Annotated in this window: 17 protein-coding genes; 11 read left to right on the forward strand and 6 right to left on the reverse strand. The window is 45.9% G+C overall.

All coding sequences use genetic code 11. The features are described 5' to 3' along the window. Window positions 1-83: 83 nt before the first annotated feature. Window positions 84-236, forward strand: coding sequence for a hypothetical protein (locus tag KTO58_RS24765; protein ID WP_157752753.1), 153 nt, complete (start codon window positions 84-86; stop codon window positions 234-236). A 52-nt stretch (window positions 237-288) separates the two neighbouring features. On the opposite strand, the gene KTO58_RS24770 is transcribed toward KTO58_RS24765, so the two are convergent. The 5 genes from KTO58_RS24770 to KTO58_RS24790 all read right to left on the reverse strand — a co-directional run bounded on the left by KTO58_RS24770 (window position 289) and on the right by KTO58_RS24790 (window position 5567). Continuing rightward, window positions 289-1188 carry a DUF4249 domain-containing protein gene (locus tag KTO58_RS24770; protein ID WP_225859904.1) on the reverse strand — a complete coding sequence of 300 codons (900 nt, stop codon included), beginning with the start codon at window positions 1186-1188 and terminating at the stop codon, window positions 289-291. A gap of 2 nt (window positions 1189-1190) precedes the next feature. Continuing rightward, on the reverse strand, window positions 1191-3806 hold the full coding sequence (locus KTO58_RS24775; RefSeq protein ID WP_198315122.1) for a TonB-dependent receptor: 2616 nt from the start codon (window positions 3804-3806) through the stop codon (window positions 1191-1193). 94 nt (window positions 3807-3900) lie between these two features. Next, the gene (locus tag KTO58_RS28980) at window positions 3901-4086 is read right to left on the reverse strand and encodes a DUF4974 domain-containing protein (RefSeq protein ID WP_371878179.1); all 186 of its coding nucleotides are present in this window, start codon (window positions 4084-4086) and stop codon (window positions 3901-3903) included. A gap of 28 nt (window positions 4087-4114) precedes the next feature. Further along, a complete protein-coding gene (locus KTO58_RS24785) occupies window positions 4115-4888 on the reverse strand; it encodes a FecR family protein (protein WP_225859905.1) in 774 nt (257 codons plus the stop codon). A 76-nt stretch (window positions 4889-4964) separates the two neighbouring features. Beyond that, on the reverse strand, window positions 4965-5567 hold the full coding sequence (locus tag KTO58_RS24790) for an RNA polymerase sigma factor (protein ID WP_095836827.1): 603 nt from the start codon (window positions 5565-5567) through the stop codon (window positions 4965-4967). Window positions 5568-6079: 512 nt separating this feature from the next. Between KTO58_RS24790 and KTO58_RS24795 the strand changes: the two genes are divergently transcribed. The 5 genes from KTO58_RS24795 to KTO58_RS24815 all read left to right on the forward strand — a co-directional run bounded on the left by KTO58_RS24795 (window position 6080) and on the right by KTO58_RS24815 (window position 9619). Next, on the forward strand, window positions 6080-6793 hold the full coding sequence (locus KTO58_RS24795) for a ferritin-like domain-containing protein (RefSeq protein WP_095836826.1): 714 nt from the start codon (window positions 6080-6082) through the stop codon (window positions 6791-6793). A 37-nt stretch (window positions 6794-6830) separates the two neighbouring features. Further along, a complete protein-coding gene (locus KTO58_RS24800; protein ID WP_095836825.1) occupies window positions 6831-7646 on the forward strand; it encodes a ferritin-like domain-containing protein in 816 nt (271 codons plus the stop codon). A 39-nt stretch (window positions 7647-7685) separates the two neighbouring features. Beyond that, complete coding sequence (locus KTO58_RS24805; protein WP_225859906.1) at window positions 7686-8105, forward strand: hypothetical protein; 420 nt, start codon at window positions 7686-7688, stop codon at window positions 8103-8105. Between the two features lie 122 nt (window positions 8106-8227). Then, window positions 8228-8791, forward strand: a complete 564-nt coding sequence (locus KTO58_RS24810) for an RNA polymerase sigma factor (protein ID WP_225859907.1) — start codon at window positions 8228-8230, stop codon at window positions 8789-8791. Window positions 8792-8812: 21 nt separating this feature from the next. Beyond that, entirely contained in the window at window positions 8813-9619 is an 807-nt protein-coding gene (locus tag KTO58_RS24815; RefSeq protein ID WP_095836823.1) for an anti-sigma factor, read from the forward strand. A gap of 73 nt (window positions 9620-9692) precedes the next feature. On the opposite strand, the gene KTO58_RS24820 is transcribed toward KTO58_RS24815, so the two are convergent. Then, window positions 9693-11258, reverse strand: a complete 1566-nt coding sequence (locus KTO58_RS24820; RefSeq protein ID WP_095836822.1) for an MFS transporter — start codon at window positions 11256-11258, stop codon at window positions 9693-9695. A gap of 63 nt (window positions 11259-11321) precedes the next feature. On the opposite strand from KTO58_RS24820, the gene KTO58_RS24825 reads away from it, so the two are divergent. The 5 genes from KTO58_RS24825 (at window position 11322) to KTO58_RS24845 (ending at window position 16487) form a co-directional block, all read left to right on the forward strand. Next, a complete protein-coding gene (locus tag KTO58_RS24825) occupies window positions 11322-12191 on the forward strand; it encodes an AraC family transcriptional regulator (protein WP_198315121.1) in 870 nt (289 codons plus the stop codon). A gap of 65 nt (window positions 12192-12256) precedes the next feature. After that, complete coding sequence (locus KTO58_RS24830; protein ID WP_095836821.1) at window positions 12257-13384, forward strand: DmpA family aminopeptidase; 1128 nt, start codon at window positions 12257-12259, stop codon at window positions 13382-13384. Further along, window positions 13384-14208, forward strand: coding sequence for an aminotransferase class IV (locus tag KTO58_RS24835; RefSeq protein ID WP_095836820.1), 825 nt, complete (start codon window positions 13384-13386; stop codon window positions 14206-14208). The genes KTO58_RS24830 and KTO58_RS24835 overlap by 1 nt, the downstream gene beginning before the upstream one ends. An 8-nt stretch (window positions 14209-14216) precedes the next feature. Beyond that, entirely contained in the window at window positions 14217-14693 is a 477-nt protein-coding gene (locus KTO58_RS24840; RefSeq protein WP_095836819.1) for a hypothetical protein, read from the forward strand. Between the two features lie 372 nt (window positions 14694-15065). Beyond that, on the forward strand, window positions 15066-16487 hold the full coding sequence (locus tag KTO58_RS24845; RefSeq protein WP_095836818.1) for a 3' terminal RNA ribose 2'-O-methyltransferase Hen1: 1422 nt from the start codon (window positions 15066-15068) through the stop codon (window positions 16485-16487). Window position 16488 lies beyond the last annotated feature (1 nt).

Genomic DNA, 16488 nt, shown 5'->3' on the forward strand with positions numbered 1-16488 from the left:
CCCGCTTATTCGATGTCCCAATTACCTTCAGGGATAGGGTATGCGAAGAATGTGAATCGAGCATCCCCACCTTCTACCGCAAGATGAAAGCCATCGACAAGAACGCCGGCAATGTCAGAAAAAGACTATTGCCTGCCCTCCGCAATGCAGAAAAAGAAACGGTCATCAACGTGTTTGACGAAGTATGTACCGGGCTATGGGAATACTGCAGGAAGTACAGAACAGAGAAGAAGTAAGGATATGGAGGGGCTGGAAAGCCCCTCCCTTTGCTTTGCGATTAAGGAAAAATCATTTTTTGAGGGAAAAAATTTGCGTAGACATACCACCCACTATGCCTAACCCATTACTTATATTCGTATAGATCGGTGCTGGCTCGGTAAAAAAACCATCAATCGAACCAGCATTGAAAATAGCAGTATACAAATACTTGAAACAACTTTCGGTAAGCGGAGAGACTTCAAGTAAGAGCGTATCAGTCTTTATTGCGAGATCATCTTCGGAACTGAACGTATACGTAGCCGCCTCTTCCGGTTTTATAAGCCTGTCACTGACAAAATCACTTATCGAATTATCCATATAAAGGATGGGTTGTCCAGCGTCTTCCGAAAAAAATATTTCCTTTCTCACTGTTTGGCGTACTATGCTACCGTCTGGTTGCCGTACCGTATTATATTTTAGGCCAAACAGTCGGAATTGATAGCGGGTATCATGTAGACTCTTATTATCTATTCTGAAAGTTAGTTTTAATAGTTTCGCTCCATTCGCAGCTACAGCAGTGAAAGCCTGCATTTGAGAAACCTGCGCCGCAGATTTGTATGGTATAATATCTTCCCCTTCAGCCATTTTATATCCAGGTACCTCCACGGTAATACGGTATTTATTTCCTGCCTTGGCAATTTGCTGACTCACATAATATGTGTACCCTTTTATGGTCGTCTTAACTAGCTCGCCTTTGCTACTGTTATTTTCATAAAGTACAACCCTTGCCTGGCCGGGTTCTGCAAAACGGCCATCTTTTGCCGGACGTCCGGAAAAACTGACTCGCACCTTTATAAGGCTATCTTCTGTCATTAAGGCATTTAACACCAAGCGCGGATTTGAATCCGGTATATTTAATACAATTTTTTTTTCACAGGAAGTCAGTGTTATCAAAGACAATGTTGTTATTAATAATAATAAAATCTTCATAACTAGAACTTTAAACTGTATGATATACTTGGAAGAATAGGCATTAAGCTGGTACCCTTCAGGTTTACGGTGTTATCGGAATAGCTATCTACTACGAAATGAAAAAGATTTTTTCGGTTGTAAATGTTGTAAACACTTACGTTCCAGGTTCGTACCTTACCATTACGTCGCTCTTTAATAAAATTGATACCGACATCTAAGCGATGAATCGCGTTAAGCCTTACATTATTACGCCCCGTCACAAAATTTAGCTCTTCATTGAGGGAAGCATCTTCATATTGGGTAGTTGTAATAGTAAAGGGAGAGGCACTTTGAAAGATAAAAGCTCCTGAAAGTTCAATGCCAGGTGTTAGCTTATATATAGAGACTACATTTACGGTATGCCGGCGGTCATATTTAAAAGGAAAGCTTCGTCCGCTGTTTACATCCGGTAGCTGCCTATTACTCCAGGCCAGCGTATATCCTAACCACCCCGATAACCGGCCGGCTTTCTTTTGCAATAACATCTCCATACCATATGTAGTGCCATTACCTGCCGTCACTTTACTCTGCCAGTCACTGTTCTGTCCATTCAGTACATAACTGATACCTTCCCGGTATTCGATAACATTCTTCATTTTCTTATAGTAGCCCTCTAAGGAAAATTCTGCCTTGTCCTGCCATATACTACGGGCAAGTCCCAATGCAAACTGATCGGACTGCTGGGGGGATATACTTTTAGTCGCCGGTACCCATAAATCAGTAGGTAGAGAGATTGAATTACTAGCTAATAAATGAAGATATTGTGTCATCCGGGCATAAGACGCCTTGATAGCCCAATCTCTACGCACCAGATAGCGGGCACTAAGACGAGGCTGCAGGGAGGTATACAATTTGCCTTCTACCGCAAATGAACTGGCATGAAGACCAATGTTGACCTTTAACTTATCAGACAGCTGCCAGTCATCTTCGGCATAGATGTCCAGCTCAGTAGCGTTTACCTTGGCATTAAATCGCTCATTAGCGAGTACTTCTTGGTCAATGGACTGCCGCATACTGCTACTGCCGGGTTCGAAGGCATGGTTAGTATAAGAAGCACCCATTCTTAAACTATGTACCGGCACAGGTCGATAATCGAGGTCTATTTTACCGGTAAAATCTGTGATGCCAGATACTACGCTCCAGTCATAAATGTTTTTTACAAGATTTGTAGTTAGTGCCGATTTGATAGAAGTGTTAAAACCATACTTTGAGAACAAAGCAGTGGTGTTCATAAATAGTTTATTTGAGAATGTATGATTCCAGCGTAAGGTCGTACTAAGATGCTGCCACTGCAGTCTGTTGTCTATTATGGACCTTTCGCTATTCGTTTGGTTTGTACTGTAATTTGTTTTTATTTTAAAACGATCTCTGCCTGCATAAGCACTTAGATAAACATGATCTTTATCTGAAAATTTATGATGCACTTTTGCATTGAGGTCATAAAAGTATAGCGCAAATTGTTCAACCGGGCTGTCACTTTTTATTATTGGGCCGACATACAGATCATGATAAGTCCTTCTGCCAGATAATATAAAAGAGGTTTTATCTTTTATTAATGGACCTTCTAGGGTTAATTGCGACGCCAACAATCCTACCATAACGTTGCCTTGCAACCGGTGCATATTACCATCCTTCATAGAGATATCTACTACTGAAGATAACCTGCCTCCGAAGCGCGCAGGAAATGCTCCTTTATACAGCTCTACATGTTTGATGGCGTAGGTATTGAAGGCAGAGAAAATCCCCATCAGATGGGAAGGATTATACAAGGGAGCCTCGTCAAGCAATACAAGATTCTGATCAGGAGATCCACCTCTTACCAGCAGCGCACTGGTAGCTTCACTTCCCTGCTGCACACCTGGCAACATCTGCAATGTTTTCATCAGGTCGGTCTCTCCGAAGAATCGTGGCATCGACTGCATTTGTATCACCGGTACACTTACCTTGCTCATCTGGGAAGTCTGTTGCAATGGAACTGCTTGATCCGATATAATAGTCACTGTATTCAGCGATTGCGCAGGTTCTTGCCGCATCCTGATGTTAAGCTGGCTGATATTTCGTATGTCGACCAGCGTATCTATTGTCTCAAATCCCAGGTAGGAAAACCTGAGTAGCTGCGAATCGGCAGGCAGCGCAATGCTAAAATGGCCGTAATTATTGGTAACAGTTCCTTCCTGCATGAACGGTACCGCTATTGTGACACCTATCAGTTGTTCTCCCGAACTGTTGTCTGTTATACGGCCGCTGATACTGCGTCTGCTACCTAAGGGCATACTTTTCCGGCGTATTAATAACATCTCATTACGCAACTCATACACCAGATCTGTACCGGATAAAAGATGTTCTAATATAATAGATAGTGTCGCGGCCTTGAACTTTTTTGCCTTTACACTATATTGCTTTAAGCGACTACTTTCATAGTTCAAAGGGATGCTACTGGCGTTTCGTAGTTTATCTAACGCATCTTTCAATGGTTCATCTGTAAATTCAATGTCGATAGATTTTGGTGCCAGCTGCGCATAACTCTGCCTACATGTAATACACAAGATTAATAACAGTGCTGCATAGGTGATCCCTTTGACACGTTTCACGTTCATGCATATAAAATTTATAGTAGTCATAGGTCTGCCGGGCAAAGCATACCCCTTCGGACCCTGAAGGGACACGCGCCGGATAATTAAAAATTAATGTCTAACAATGTGCTCCGATAATAATTACTTTATTGTCACTGATCTTATAAGTGAGATCACTGATCGCATTTAGCATATCTAATGTTTGCGATAGGCTTAGTTTTGTTGAAAAAAGCAGACTGAATCTACAATATTGCAGGGCGGCTTTATCATAAGTCACCTCCACATTGTAAATATTATTAAGCATAAGAGCTACTTCATCTATCGTTGCATCATTAAGCGGGAATTCCCCAATTACCTGCTTTTTTATGGCCGCTGTATCTGCATCGGTTACAATATAATGACCGTTTTTTTTTGTGGTATGCCAATTGCTGTCCGGCGCCCAGTAAGGAAGTATCTGCCTGGCCGCTACTGACCTTTACCTTGCCATTGATTACCGTTATTGCTACGGTAGGCATAGCATCATAAGCCTGTACACTGAAGGCAGTTCCCAGCACTCTGACTTGGATATCTGCCGGCGTATTGATGATAAAAGGTGATGACGCATCGGCTACCACGTCGAAAAAAGCCATTCCCTCAAGCGAAATCGTACGGTTATCTGTACCAAAAGAAGAAGCATAACGTACGGTGCTGCCCGGACTAAGCCATATCTGCGACTGGTCCGGCAATTTCACCAGCAACTGCTGGCCTCCTTTGGGCACGTCTACGTATATAAGCTGATTCCGCTCCCTGGACAAAAAATACCAGGTCAGCGTTAGCATAAACAATAGCGATGCCGCGGTCATCCATCTAATAATGGGCCTGGACATTAGCCCATATCGTCTGTTAGTGGGCGACACAGGTATCCTCATACCAGTACTGGCGGCAATACGTTCCCGTAACAGCGCTTTGATGTCGGCCTTTTCCTCGTCTGAAGTAAAAGTCAGCATATCAAATGCCGTAAATCCTTCGTACCACTTATGTAATATCTCAATTTCTGCGGGTGTGCACCGCTGCTCCTGATATTTGGCCAATAATGCGGATAGCGTTTCTTCATCTGGCTTGTGCATAGATAGCCTGATTAATGCTTAAAAACTGACGTGCAATATCTGGATATAAAAAAGACACTTGAAATGATGCCAGGTACTAGAACATTTCAAAAAAAACTTGCAGTAGCTTTATATCCCCGGTTAAAAGAACAAAAAACTCATATCCGGCCAGCCCGGCGCGGATCTTTTTAAGGGCGCTGCTAACCTGGTTTTTAACCGTTTGAGGCGAAATAGACAGCCGTTTCGCTATTGCTTCTATCGTCTGATGCTCTTCCCGGCTCAAAAGGTATATAACTTTCATCTTCTCCGGCAGTAGGTTAACCTGCTCCTCGTACAAACGCTTTAATTCTTGTGCATGCGTCAGCGCCGTAGTGCTGTCGCTCTGCTCTTGTGTCGTCAACGAAGATAGCTGCATATGGCGCTCCCGTAATCCCTTGGCACGTAAGTGGTTTAGTACACTGAATCTCGCAGCGGTCCGGAAATAACCGTCTACAGTATCTGTAATGTTGATCTGTTGCCGTTTTTCCCAAAATCGGCAAAAAATGTCATGAAGAATGTCCTGTGTATCTTCCTGGCTAAGTACACGCCAGTAAACCGTGTGATAAAGCGTCTCCCATTTTCGCTCATAAAGTACCCCAAAAGCAGCAGTGTCCCCCTGTCTGATCAATCCCCAAAGGTCAAGGTCCGAATAGTCTTGCATATAGGCAATTGTAAAATGTGAATTTAAATAAAAAGACAAAATGAACTACATTCTTAGCGAGGTCATGCTTTACATCCGACAATGAATGAAATGAATAATCCATTTTCCACCAATCCGTATTAACTTAATAGTACCATAATTTTTAACCCTGGGAATCGCCGAAAACCAGTAAAGAGAGTAGGCTTTCACACTAAATTTATTAGTTATGTTACCAGTAGTTATCGGACTTCTGAATTCACTCGTTCCGGGCCTCGGTACCACATTGGGAGCAATACTAGCCGGTATTCTCTTCTAGGCCATAGTAGCCAGAAGCTTTAGCCCCAAAAGAAGGACTGCATCCGCATGCAGTCCTTTCTGGTTTACCTTCTCCCTTTTTTTACGCTCAAAATAAATTTTTAATCCCCCAAACTTTCCGGAAAAACATTCCGTAGCTAAATGGGCTGCCTTGAACTTCCCGATCCGTAAGTTAGGCTACCCAATGGCATTATTATCCAACATTCAAACCTATTATTATGGCAAAACAAGCATTTCACTTACAGGATGCCGCTCCGGAGCAAGATACCAGGGCTAACCTGATGCATAGAAGAAAGTTCCTCGCAGGCATCGGTCTCGGTGTAACAGCCACTGCCGTCATTGCCGCCTGTAAAAAGGATAAGGATAATGGTAACATGCAACCTCCCGGTAGCATCGACCTCGGCACCGGTGATATCGGTATCTTAAACTACGCCTACGCTCTTGAACAACTGGAAGCAGCCTTCTATACACAGGTCGCCCTCACTCCTTACAGTGGTGCCACCGCCGCAGAGATATCCCTGCTTACAGACATTCGCGACCATGAAGTAGCACACCGCGAATTCTTCAAAACTGCCCTGGGTGCCAAAGCCATCCAAAAACTGGAAGTGAACTTTGCCGCCATCGACTTTAGCAAAAGAGATAGCGTACTGGCTACCGCCAAAGCATTCGAAGATCTTGGCGTATCCGCCTACAACGGTGCCGGTAAGCTGCTGGTAGATGCCAATTACCTGCTGCTCGCCGGTAAGATCGTATCCGTAGAAGCCCGCCATGCTGCATTGATCAGAGACCTTATATCCAACGGCACCTTTGCTGACAATACGGTGATAGATGCTAATGGCCTTGACCTGGCTTACGAGCCAAGCAAAGTACTAGACACCGCCAAAGGTTTCCTCAAGTCTCAACTATGGGGTGGTAACCTGCCTACATCCTGATCTGATCAATAATGCTTACCCAAAAAAAAATTGAATCATGAACATCAATAATATCCTTACAGAAATAGAAAAAGTAGATCCTGAAGTATACGAGCGACTCGATGGCCGCCGCAGCGCTATGAAAGAATTCATGCGCATGAGTGGAAAGATCGCATTGGCGGCAGTCCCGTTTGCACTGGGCGGCATGTTCAAGAAAGCATATGGACAAACCTCTACCGGTATCGCCGGTGTGCTTAACTACGCACTTACACTCGAATATCTCGAAGCAGAATTTTATACTAATGGCGCTGCTGCCCCCAACTTAGTACCTGCTGGCACGCCAGCAGTAGGAGCTATCAATACTATCCGCGATCATGAGAAAGCGCACGTGGAATTCCTGAAGAAAGCGCTCATGTCATTGAATGCAGTAGCAGTGAATAAACCAACCTTCGACTTTACCGCAGGTGGTGCATTCGGCAACGTATTCACCAACTACGATACCTTCCTGGCAGTAGCACAGACCTTCGAGGATACCGGTGTCAGAGCCTACAAAGGCCGGGCTGGTGAGCTGATCAGTAACAACGACGTACTGACTGCTGCACTGCAGATACATTCCGTAGAAGCCCGTCATGCTTCGCATATCCGCCAGATGCGTAAAGCCAGAGGCGCCAATCTCAAACCCTGGATCACAGGTAATGATACAGGTGGTATCGGCGCCGCGGTACAAGCCAGCTATAATGGCGAGGAAGTAACGACACAGGCTGGCGTAAATATCGCCGGTTTCGTCAGCGCTAATGCTGCCAGCGAAAGCTTCGATGAACCCCTCACCGCCGATCAGGTGCTGGCTATCGTAAAGCCTTTCATTAAATCGTAACCGTATCCGAATACAATCAAAAAAACTAAACTAAGAATTATGTCAAGATCAACAGGACTCATCGCAGCCGGAACCATCATGTTACTCGTGGCGAATATGACTGTAAACGCTGCAACACCTACTAACATCACTACAGGCTCCACGTACGTAAGTACCATGGCTGACTGGGCTAAATCCAAAACCGGTACCTGGGCAGGCGCTAAAGAGGGCAAAACCCTTTGGTACAAGCTGGACAAACAAGCTAAAGTATGGTGGAGTGAAGATGGTAAAAAATGGGCTGCCGTACCCGATGGTGCTTGGGCTGATAAAGACGGCAAATGGCTGAAGATCCACGACAAAAAACTCGTGTGGAGTGCGGATGGTAAAGAGTGGTCAGAAGTGCCTGAGTGGAAATGGGAAGGAGCCGATGGCAAATGGTACAAATTTGATAGCAAATGGACACTGTGGGTAAACGAATAGTTAGATCCATGTACCGTATAGCCCGGCTCGCTTAATGTGCTGGAAAGGTGGTCCCCTGTTATAAAATTAATAATGGGGGACCAATCTAAAGGATGGGGATATTACGTACATAAAGACACAATTTGATTACTGATCTACTTTTGAGCATCCCACCCACATATAATAGTGAGCAGGAACTAGTTGAATCGTTAAAACAGCGCCAACAATCAGCGTTCAGCTATCTCTATGACAATTACTCATCTGCATTGTATGGTATCGTCGTGAATATCATACCTGATCACACTATGGCAGGTGACGTAGTACAGGAGGTTTTTGTGAAAATATGGCGATTGATCGACAATTATGACACGCATAAAGGTAGACTCTTTACCTGGATGCATAGTATTGCCCGTAGTACAGCTATCGATGCCATACGTAGCAAAGAATGGAGAAATAGCAAAAGAAATAATGAACTAACAGACGACTTCTTACTACTGGCAGACACCACACCGAACAACATTGGAGATACCAGCCTGAGGAAAATTGTGCAGAGTTTAAAAGAAGAACACAAAATTTTAGTAGAGTTATCTTATTTTCAGGGTTACACCCAGGACGAGATATCTAAAATGCTCAGCATCCCCCTGGGAACAGTAAAGACAAGGCTTAGAGCTGCATTAGTCCAACTTAGGCAAATGATTAATTTATAAGTGGATATACAAGAATACATAATGAGTGGCACTATCGAGAGCTATGTCATGGGCGTAGCCGATCAACAGGAAACTGCAGAGCTCGAAAAGCTGAGATTGCAGTACCCTGAGATACAGGCCGCTATTGAATCGTGTGAGAGAGCACTGGAAGCTAATGCCAGGCAGAACGCTATACCCATTACCTTTGATCTGAAAAAAAATCTGCTGGCCTCACTGCAAAATGAATTTAAACCGCTTGTCTTTCAACAAACCAAAGAACAAAAAGTTGGAATCACTCCCGTAGGTACTCCTGTTAAAAAACTGAGCGCCTACCGGGTCATGGCTGCCGCAGCGGTAGCCCTCCTCGTCATCAGCATCGCTACCAACGTCCTGCTATACGTACAATATAAGAAGGTCAACGACAGCTATACGGTTTTACTAAATGGTCAGCATCTCCTGATGGCTGATAACAAAGCGCATCAGCAACAGGTACAAAATATGTACCAGCACATCCGGACCATCTCCGACCCTGGTATGTTGAAAGTAATGATGCCGGGTATTGCAGGCCGCGAAAACGACCTCGCTACTATTTACTGGAACACGCAGACCAAAGAAGTATACCTTTTCGCTAATAGCCTGCCCAAAGCACCGGAAGGCAAACAATACCAGCTATGGGCATTGGTAGATGGTAAACCGGTAGATGCCGGCATGCTGGATAACTGTGAAGACATATGCCAGCTTAAGACAACAGAGAAAGCGCAAGCATTCGCCATTACGCTGGAAAACGCAGGTGGTAGCCCTACGCCTACCATGGATCAGATGTACGTGATGGGAAAAGTAAATTCATAGTCACACAACGCTCATAAAAGAAAATAGGCGGCTCATCATTGATGAACCGCCTATTTTCTGATCCTTATTACCGTCAATGCATCCTGATAACAGCATCGCCCGTCGCAGGTAATGCTTGCCCTTCTCCCTTTCCAAAGATCACAAAGCTCGCTATTGCCAATATCCACACCCCGATACCGCCAAACAGCATCAGTACCCCAAAGCCATGTACCAGTGCATCATGCAGGCTGGAACCTGTAGGGTCCAGCCGGGCTAATGCAGGTATCTCCTGGGCCAGTGTGGCGGCATTACCAGCCGCAGCCCTTTCCGCCAGCACGCGCAACTGCCCGCTGTCGATGGAGCCGGCAAAAGCACGTTGCAAGTGTGAATGAATCCCCAATACCAGCAGAAAACCCATTAATGCGATGTTGATCGCCAGCGTGATCAAACGGGCACTCATATCTATCCCCGATGCCATGCCTGCCCTCGAACTAGGTACCGCCGCAGTCGTCGTATTAGTCACCGGTGTATTGGTAAACCCTAATCCGATACCCGCGATCAGCGACCCGGGCAACATCGTTAGCCAGCTCGCAGCAGGTACGCTACTACCAAAGCGCATCAGTATAAAACCAAGCCCTATAAGAAACAATCCGGCAGGGATGACGAAGCGTGGATGATACCGGACCGACAGTCGCTCTGCCAACGGCGGAAAGACCAGTGTGGGTAATGTATAAGCCAACAATGAAGTGCCCGCCGTCACAATATCATATCCCAATGCCCGCTGGAAATAAATAGGCAGGTAGATCATGAATGGCCAGAAACTGAAGTTCATACCAATAGACCCGATGATAGCGCCCGAAAAATTACGGATACGGAACACCGAGAAGTCAAACATCGGATGCGCGATCTTATGCTCTACATAAAGGAAGGTCAGGAACGACAAGGTCGCAATGGCGATGATACTGAGGGCTACCGGGCTTCCAAAGCCCAACTCAGGACCTTGTGTGATGTAGTAGGTCAATCCCAATATCGCTATTGTGAGTGTAATGATCCCTCCTATATCCAATCGTTTCGCATCAGGATCGCTGGATTCAGTCACCCCGGTGATCGCCAGCACCAGCGTCACGATAGAGAGCGGCGCATGCGCCAGGAATACCCAATGCCAGCTCGATACAGCCACAATCATCCCACCGATGATAGGACCAAATCCCAACCCGATGCCGAATATCACTCCCCACATGGAAAAAGCCTTGCTACGCTCCTTCCCATCCCGGAACTGGTGAGATAAAATGGCAACTTGGCAGATCAGCATGGCACCACCACTCATACCTTGCAGAAAACGGCTGATGATCAGCACAGAAGTGCTTTGTGCAATGCCACATATCAGCGAAGTCAATCCAAATAAACTAAGTGTAATAAGAAAGATCCTTTTACGGCCATAACGATCGGCTAAGGTGCCTGCTGCCATCAGTACCGTCGTACAGGCAATGGTATAGGCATTCATGATCCATTGCATATCCTTCAGGTCGCTATGCAGTACTTTTTCCAATGTTGGCAATATGACCGGCACGCTGGAAATTTCCAGCCCGAACATTAGCGATGACAGGCATACAGCGGCTAGTGCCAGGGTGTTCTTGTAAGTGGAGGTTGTCGTTTTCATGTCTAAAATTGATACTGAGTGACAAAATTAGACTGGTATTTGTCGAAAAATCAGTACTTTTCTATGATAAAAAGGTACGCTTACAATATGTTGAAGGAGAATATACACCGGCCCGCGGAGGTTATCTACAAAAAGGTAGATGAGTGCCCACTTACGGACCAGCAGTTCGGTTTTTTCCAGATGGTCTATGTCATCTCCGGTACCGGGAAGCTCAGCATGAATGGTAACAGAGTGGATTATTGGGGAGGCAACCTAATGCTGCTTACGCCAAACGATTATCACAATTTTGAGATAACGACCCCCACAGAATTCCTGCTCGTTCGCTTCAATAGTGCTTACATTAAAGAATACCGCTGGAAAAGTATCGATCATATCGAATGTCTGCTGTATTACGCATCGCACCTGTCCGGCTGTATCATGAAAAATGAACGCGACTGGCCGGTGGCTAGGTCAATAGTAGACCTGTTATTACAAGGTATTCATCAGCCAGGATTATACAATGAAGACCTCACCACACACCTGATCAACTCCCTGATCGTGATTGCCGCCAGGAACATTGCACTGATAAAGCCGGCTAGCATTAAGGGGAATACTGACAAACGGGTGTTGGATATCATCGACTATATACAGGCGAATATCTACTATCCGGAAAGGTTGAAAGCAGCTGCTATCGGGGAAGCATTTAAGATATCAGAAACCTACCTGGGCAGTTATTTTAAAAGCCAATGTGGAGAGACCATCCAGCATTATATCGCTAACTACAAACTGCGATTAATAGAGCACCGGCTGAAGTTCAGCGATCGGCGTATCAACGAGATTGCAGCCGAATTTGGCTTTGCAGATGAAAGTCATCTGAATAAATTCTTCAAAAAGCACCGTAATAGTAGCTTATCGGCTTTCCGGAAATCCAAAGAAGTATACCAGATCAAATAAATGGACCTATCAAACACTACTCTTCTTTTTTCATACATTTATTACACACATAAACAGTGTCCCCTATGCGACTTTTACTTCCTCTCTTGTGCGGTATCTTGATCGGCAATATCGGTATGGCCCAAAAAAGAGCCCGTGATTATGGTATAGAGATCGGAGTGATGAAACCTGGCTACAATAATGCCATTACCGACGTAAAAGGAGTGAAAGTAGGACATACGACCTTGATCAAAGGTGGACGGGTAAGGACCGGCGTAACGGCTGTACTGCCACATGAAGGCAATATCTTCCAGGATAAAGTACCTGCAGCCATCTACGTCGGCAATGGCTTCGGTAAACTGGCAGGGATCACCCAGGTACAGGAGTTAGGTAATATCGAAACGCCTGTCACCTTGACCAATACTTTGAATGTAGCTACGGCGGTTAACGCCGTGATCAAATACACGTTGCAGCAGTCAGGCAATGACAACGTATGGTCGGTGAATGCAGTTGCCGGTGAAACCAATGACGGTTATCTCAACGATATCCGCGCGCAGCATGTACAGGAAACGGATGTACTGGCTGCTATCAGTCGCGCAGATACCGGAAGAGTGGCGGAGGGGAATGTCGGTGCCGGTACCGGTACTATTTGCTTTGGTTTTAAAGGGGGCATCGGTACGGCCTCCCGCAAACTGCCTAAAAGTATGGGGGGATATACGGTAGGTGTATTGGTACAGACGAATTTCGGTGGTGTGCTGGAGATCGCAGGCGCCCCTGTAGGTAAAGCATTGGGAAAGTTCGATTTTAGCGACAAGCTGCTGAACAATGTAGATGGTTCCTGTATGGTAGTTGTTGCCACCGATGCTCCACTCGATGCGCGTAACCTGCAACGCCTGGCTAAAAGAGCCTTTCTTGGTTTGGCCAAGACCGGCGGCATCGCCTCTAATGGTAGTGGCGAATATGTTATTGCTTTTTCTACGGCCAAAGAAGTACGTATACCACACATGGCCAATACCGCCTTGCAGACCGTTACCCTTGTCAATAATGACGCAATGTCACCTATCTTTATGGCGGTAATTGAAGCCACCGAGGAAGCTGTGATCAATTCCCTTTTTGCGGCACAAACCATGACCGGCAGGGATGGACATAAGATAGAGGCTATGCCGCTGGATAAAGTATTACCGGTATTGAAAAACTATAACCGTACGAAATAATGAATGCAAATTATACCTGGATCAATGGAGAATGGGTGTTGCAGGACCAGGCCTCTTTATATATCAGCGACCTGTCGATACAGCGGGGATATGGCATCTTTGATTTCCTGAAGATGACCGACGGCAAAGCACTATTCTTCGATGATCACCTGGATCGTTTCTTTCACTCCGCTTCTATCATGCACTTACCAGTGGCGTTCAGCAGGCAAGAACTGAAGGCTGTGATCAGCGAAATGACGGAGCGGAATCATCTGTCCGATGCCGGTATCCGGCTTACGCTGACTGGTGGATATGCTCCGGATGCATATACACCAGCTACACCTAACCTGATCATCACACAGCAGCCCTTATCTATCCCTCCCCTCTCCCAGGGCATTGCTATCATTACCCATGCGCATCAGCGCCAACTACCCACTGTCAAAACGATCGATTACCTAATGGCCATATGGCTGCAACCGCTGGTAGCGAAAAGCCAGGCGCAGGATGTATTGTATCATCAGCAGGGTATCGTCACCGAATGTCCGCGGGCTAACTTTTACATCGTTACTGCTGCTGGGGAAATATGGACCCCGGCAGAAAACGTCCTGGCAGGCGTGATCCGTAAACAGCTGTTACAACTGGATGGACAGGGTTTCAATATCAAAGCGACAACATTTACACTGGAAGATGTGAAGCAGGCGAAAGAGGCTTTTATCACCAGTACTACCAAAAATATATTGCCGATCCTGCAGATAGATGGCGTACCAGTTGGCAATGGTACTCCCGGGTCTGTCACCCAGCGATTGAGCGAAGTGCTGCGAGAGCTCTCCAATAATCATAATTAATAAGCATCATGAAATATATACTCATGTCACTCTTTGTAGCTGGGAGTTTTTTTGCTGCCCGCGCGCAGGAGGCGTCGCAATATTGTAATGAGCGGTTTTCCTTTTGCATATCCTACCCGGCTGGCTTCATCCAAGAGGAAGAGGCTGCAAATGGAGATGGCAAGGTGATCATGGCTAAAGATGGGAAAGCCGAGATCCGTACTTTCGGTTCATTGGCAGTAACCGAAGGAGATCCCCTGAAACAAACATTTAAACTGGCTACCAGCGATCTGAAGCTGGCTTACAAGGTCTTTAAAAAAGATGCTTTTATTATTTCCGGAACGGATAAAGCGGGAAATGTGGTATATCGTAAAACCGTGATTAAAACGATCGACTACATGGGTACCGGGAATACACCTGTATTACAGACACTGATGATCACCTACTCAGCTACGCAGCAGGCATTATACGCGCCTTATTGCGCAGAGATCGCCAAAAGCCTGTAAAGACTAGAGACCACCCCCAGGATACTGCTGCCAGTCACTGGGACGGCAGGCGTTATTTGAATAGCTCGTTGTGCAGTTTACCATAGTTAGGACTAAATTGTGTGTACCAAATGTCAATTGTTGCTGTCCCACGGTGCAATTCGATCCGAATAACACATATGTTGAAATTGGATAAAAGCGCTAATTTTATTGCTTATGAAAAAAACAGGGGATGCCGCGACATAGTGTGTATTGATAAGCTATGAATCAGGATTGTCCTTTATTTGACCGTCTTCATCAATTGTAAAAGCACTCATTAGAGGAGTTGAATTACTTTTGCAGCTTATTGTCAGATAAAAGGCTGTAGCACCTTTATTATTTATACATGTAGTCATGTTATTAACTATTTCTACGACCCACTACCCCGCTTCAGATCTCAGTTATCTTTTGCATAAGCACCCTGCCAAGGTACAACAGGCAGAGGTGACGGGTGGCGTCGCACATATTTTTTATACAACGGTCAGTGATGAACGATGCACCGCTGCCTTGCTGTTGGACATAGATCCCGTTGCGCTGGTGAGAGGCAACGGTAATGAGCGGGGTAATGAATTTACGTTGGATCAGTACGTAAATGATCGCCCTTATGCTGCTAGCTCGTTACTGAGTGGCGCAATCGCTAAGGTGTACTCTTCGGCACTTAATGGCCGTTGTAAGGACAAGCCAGCGCTGGTGAACGTCGCTATGCCTTTTGAGGTGAAGATACCTGCGTTGCCTGTAAGAGGCGGCGAAGCGGTACTCAAAGGATTATTCGAACCATTAGGATACGAAGTCAGCTGTACGCGTCATTTGATCGACGAGCAGCATCCGGAGTGGGGCGATAGCCGTTACTTTGACCTTCACCTGCGGCATACTGTTACCCTGCAGGCATTGCTATCCCATCTGTATATCCTGATCCCAGTTTGCGATAATGAGAAGCACTATTGGGTTGGTAAACACGAAATGGAGAAGCTATTGGAGAAAGGACAGGGTTGGCTGGAACAGCATCCTGCCCGGGAGATGATCATCGTGCGTTATCTGAAATATCAGCGTAGCCTGGCTAATCAGGCGTTGGAGAGCCTGCTGAAAGAGGAAGATAACCCCGACGAAGCGACTGCACAGGTTGAATCGACGGAGGAAGCAGACGCCATACCGCCTGCGGTAGCGGCAGAGAAGGTGAGGGTGCACGATCAAAGGCTGTTGACGGTAAAGCAGGTATTATTGGATACCGGTGCCGGTAGTATCGCCGATCTTGGATGTGGAGAAGGAAAGTTGCTAAAGCTGTTGCTGGAAGAAAGGCAGTTCACCCGTATACTGGGGATGGATGTCAGCTATTATGTACTGTCGATCGCGCAGGACAAGCTCAAGCTGGACCGTATGCCTGAAAGACAGCGGGAACGTATACAGTTGATACACGGCTCACTGACCTATAAGGACGATCGGCTGAAAGGATATGACGCCGCTGCATTGGTGGAGGTGATCGAGCACCTGGATGTACCCCGGCTGTCAGCATTGGAGCGTACCATATTCGGGCATGCGCGACCGGGTGTGATCGTGGTAACCACTCCTAATGCAGAATATAACGTGAAGTTTGAAAAGATGCAGGCAGGCGCTATGCGTCACAGTGATCACCGTTTTGAATGGACCCGGCAGGAATTCCGCAATTGGGGAGACCGGCTGACAGCAACATACGGCTACAACGTCACTTATTTTCCACTAGGCGAAGAAGACCCGCTGGTGGGGGCTATCAGCCAGATGGCGGTATTTAAAAATGCATAAC

Source organism: Chitinophaga pendula, assembly GCF_020386615.1.
Taxonomy (GTDB): Bacteria; Bacteroidota; Bacteroidia; order Chitinophagales; family Chitinophagaceae; genus Chitinophaga; species Chitinophaga pendula.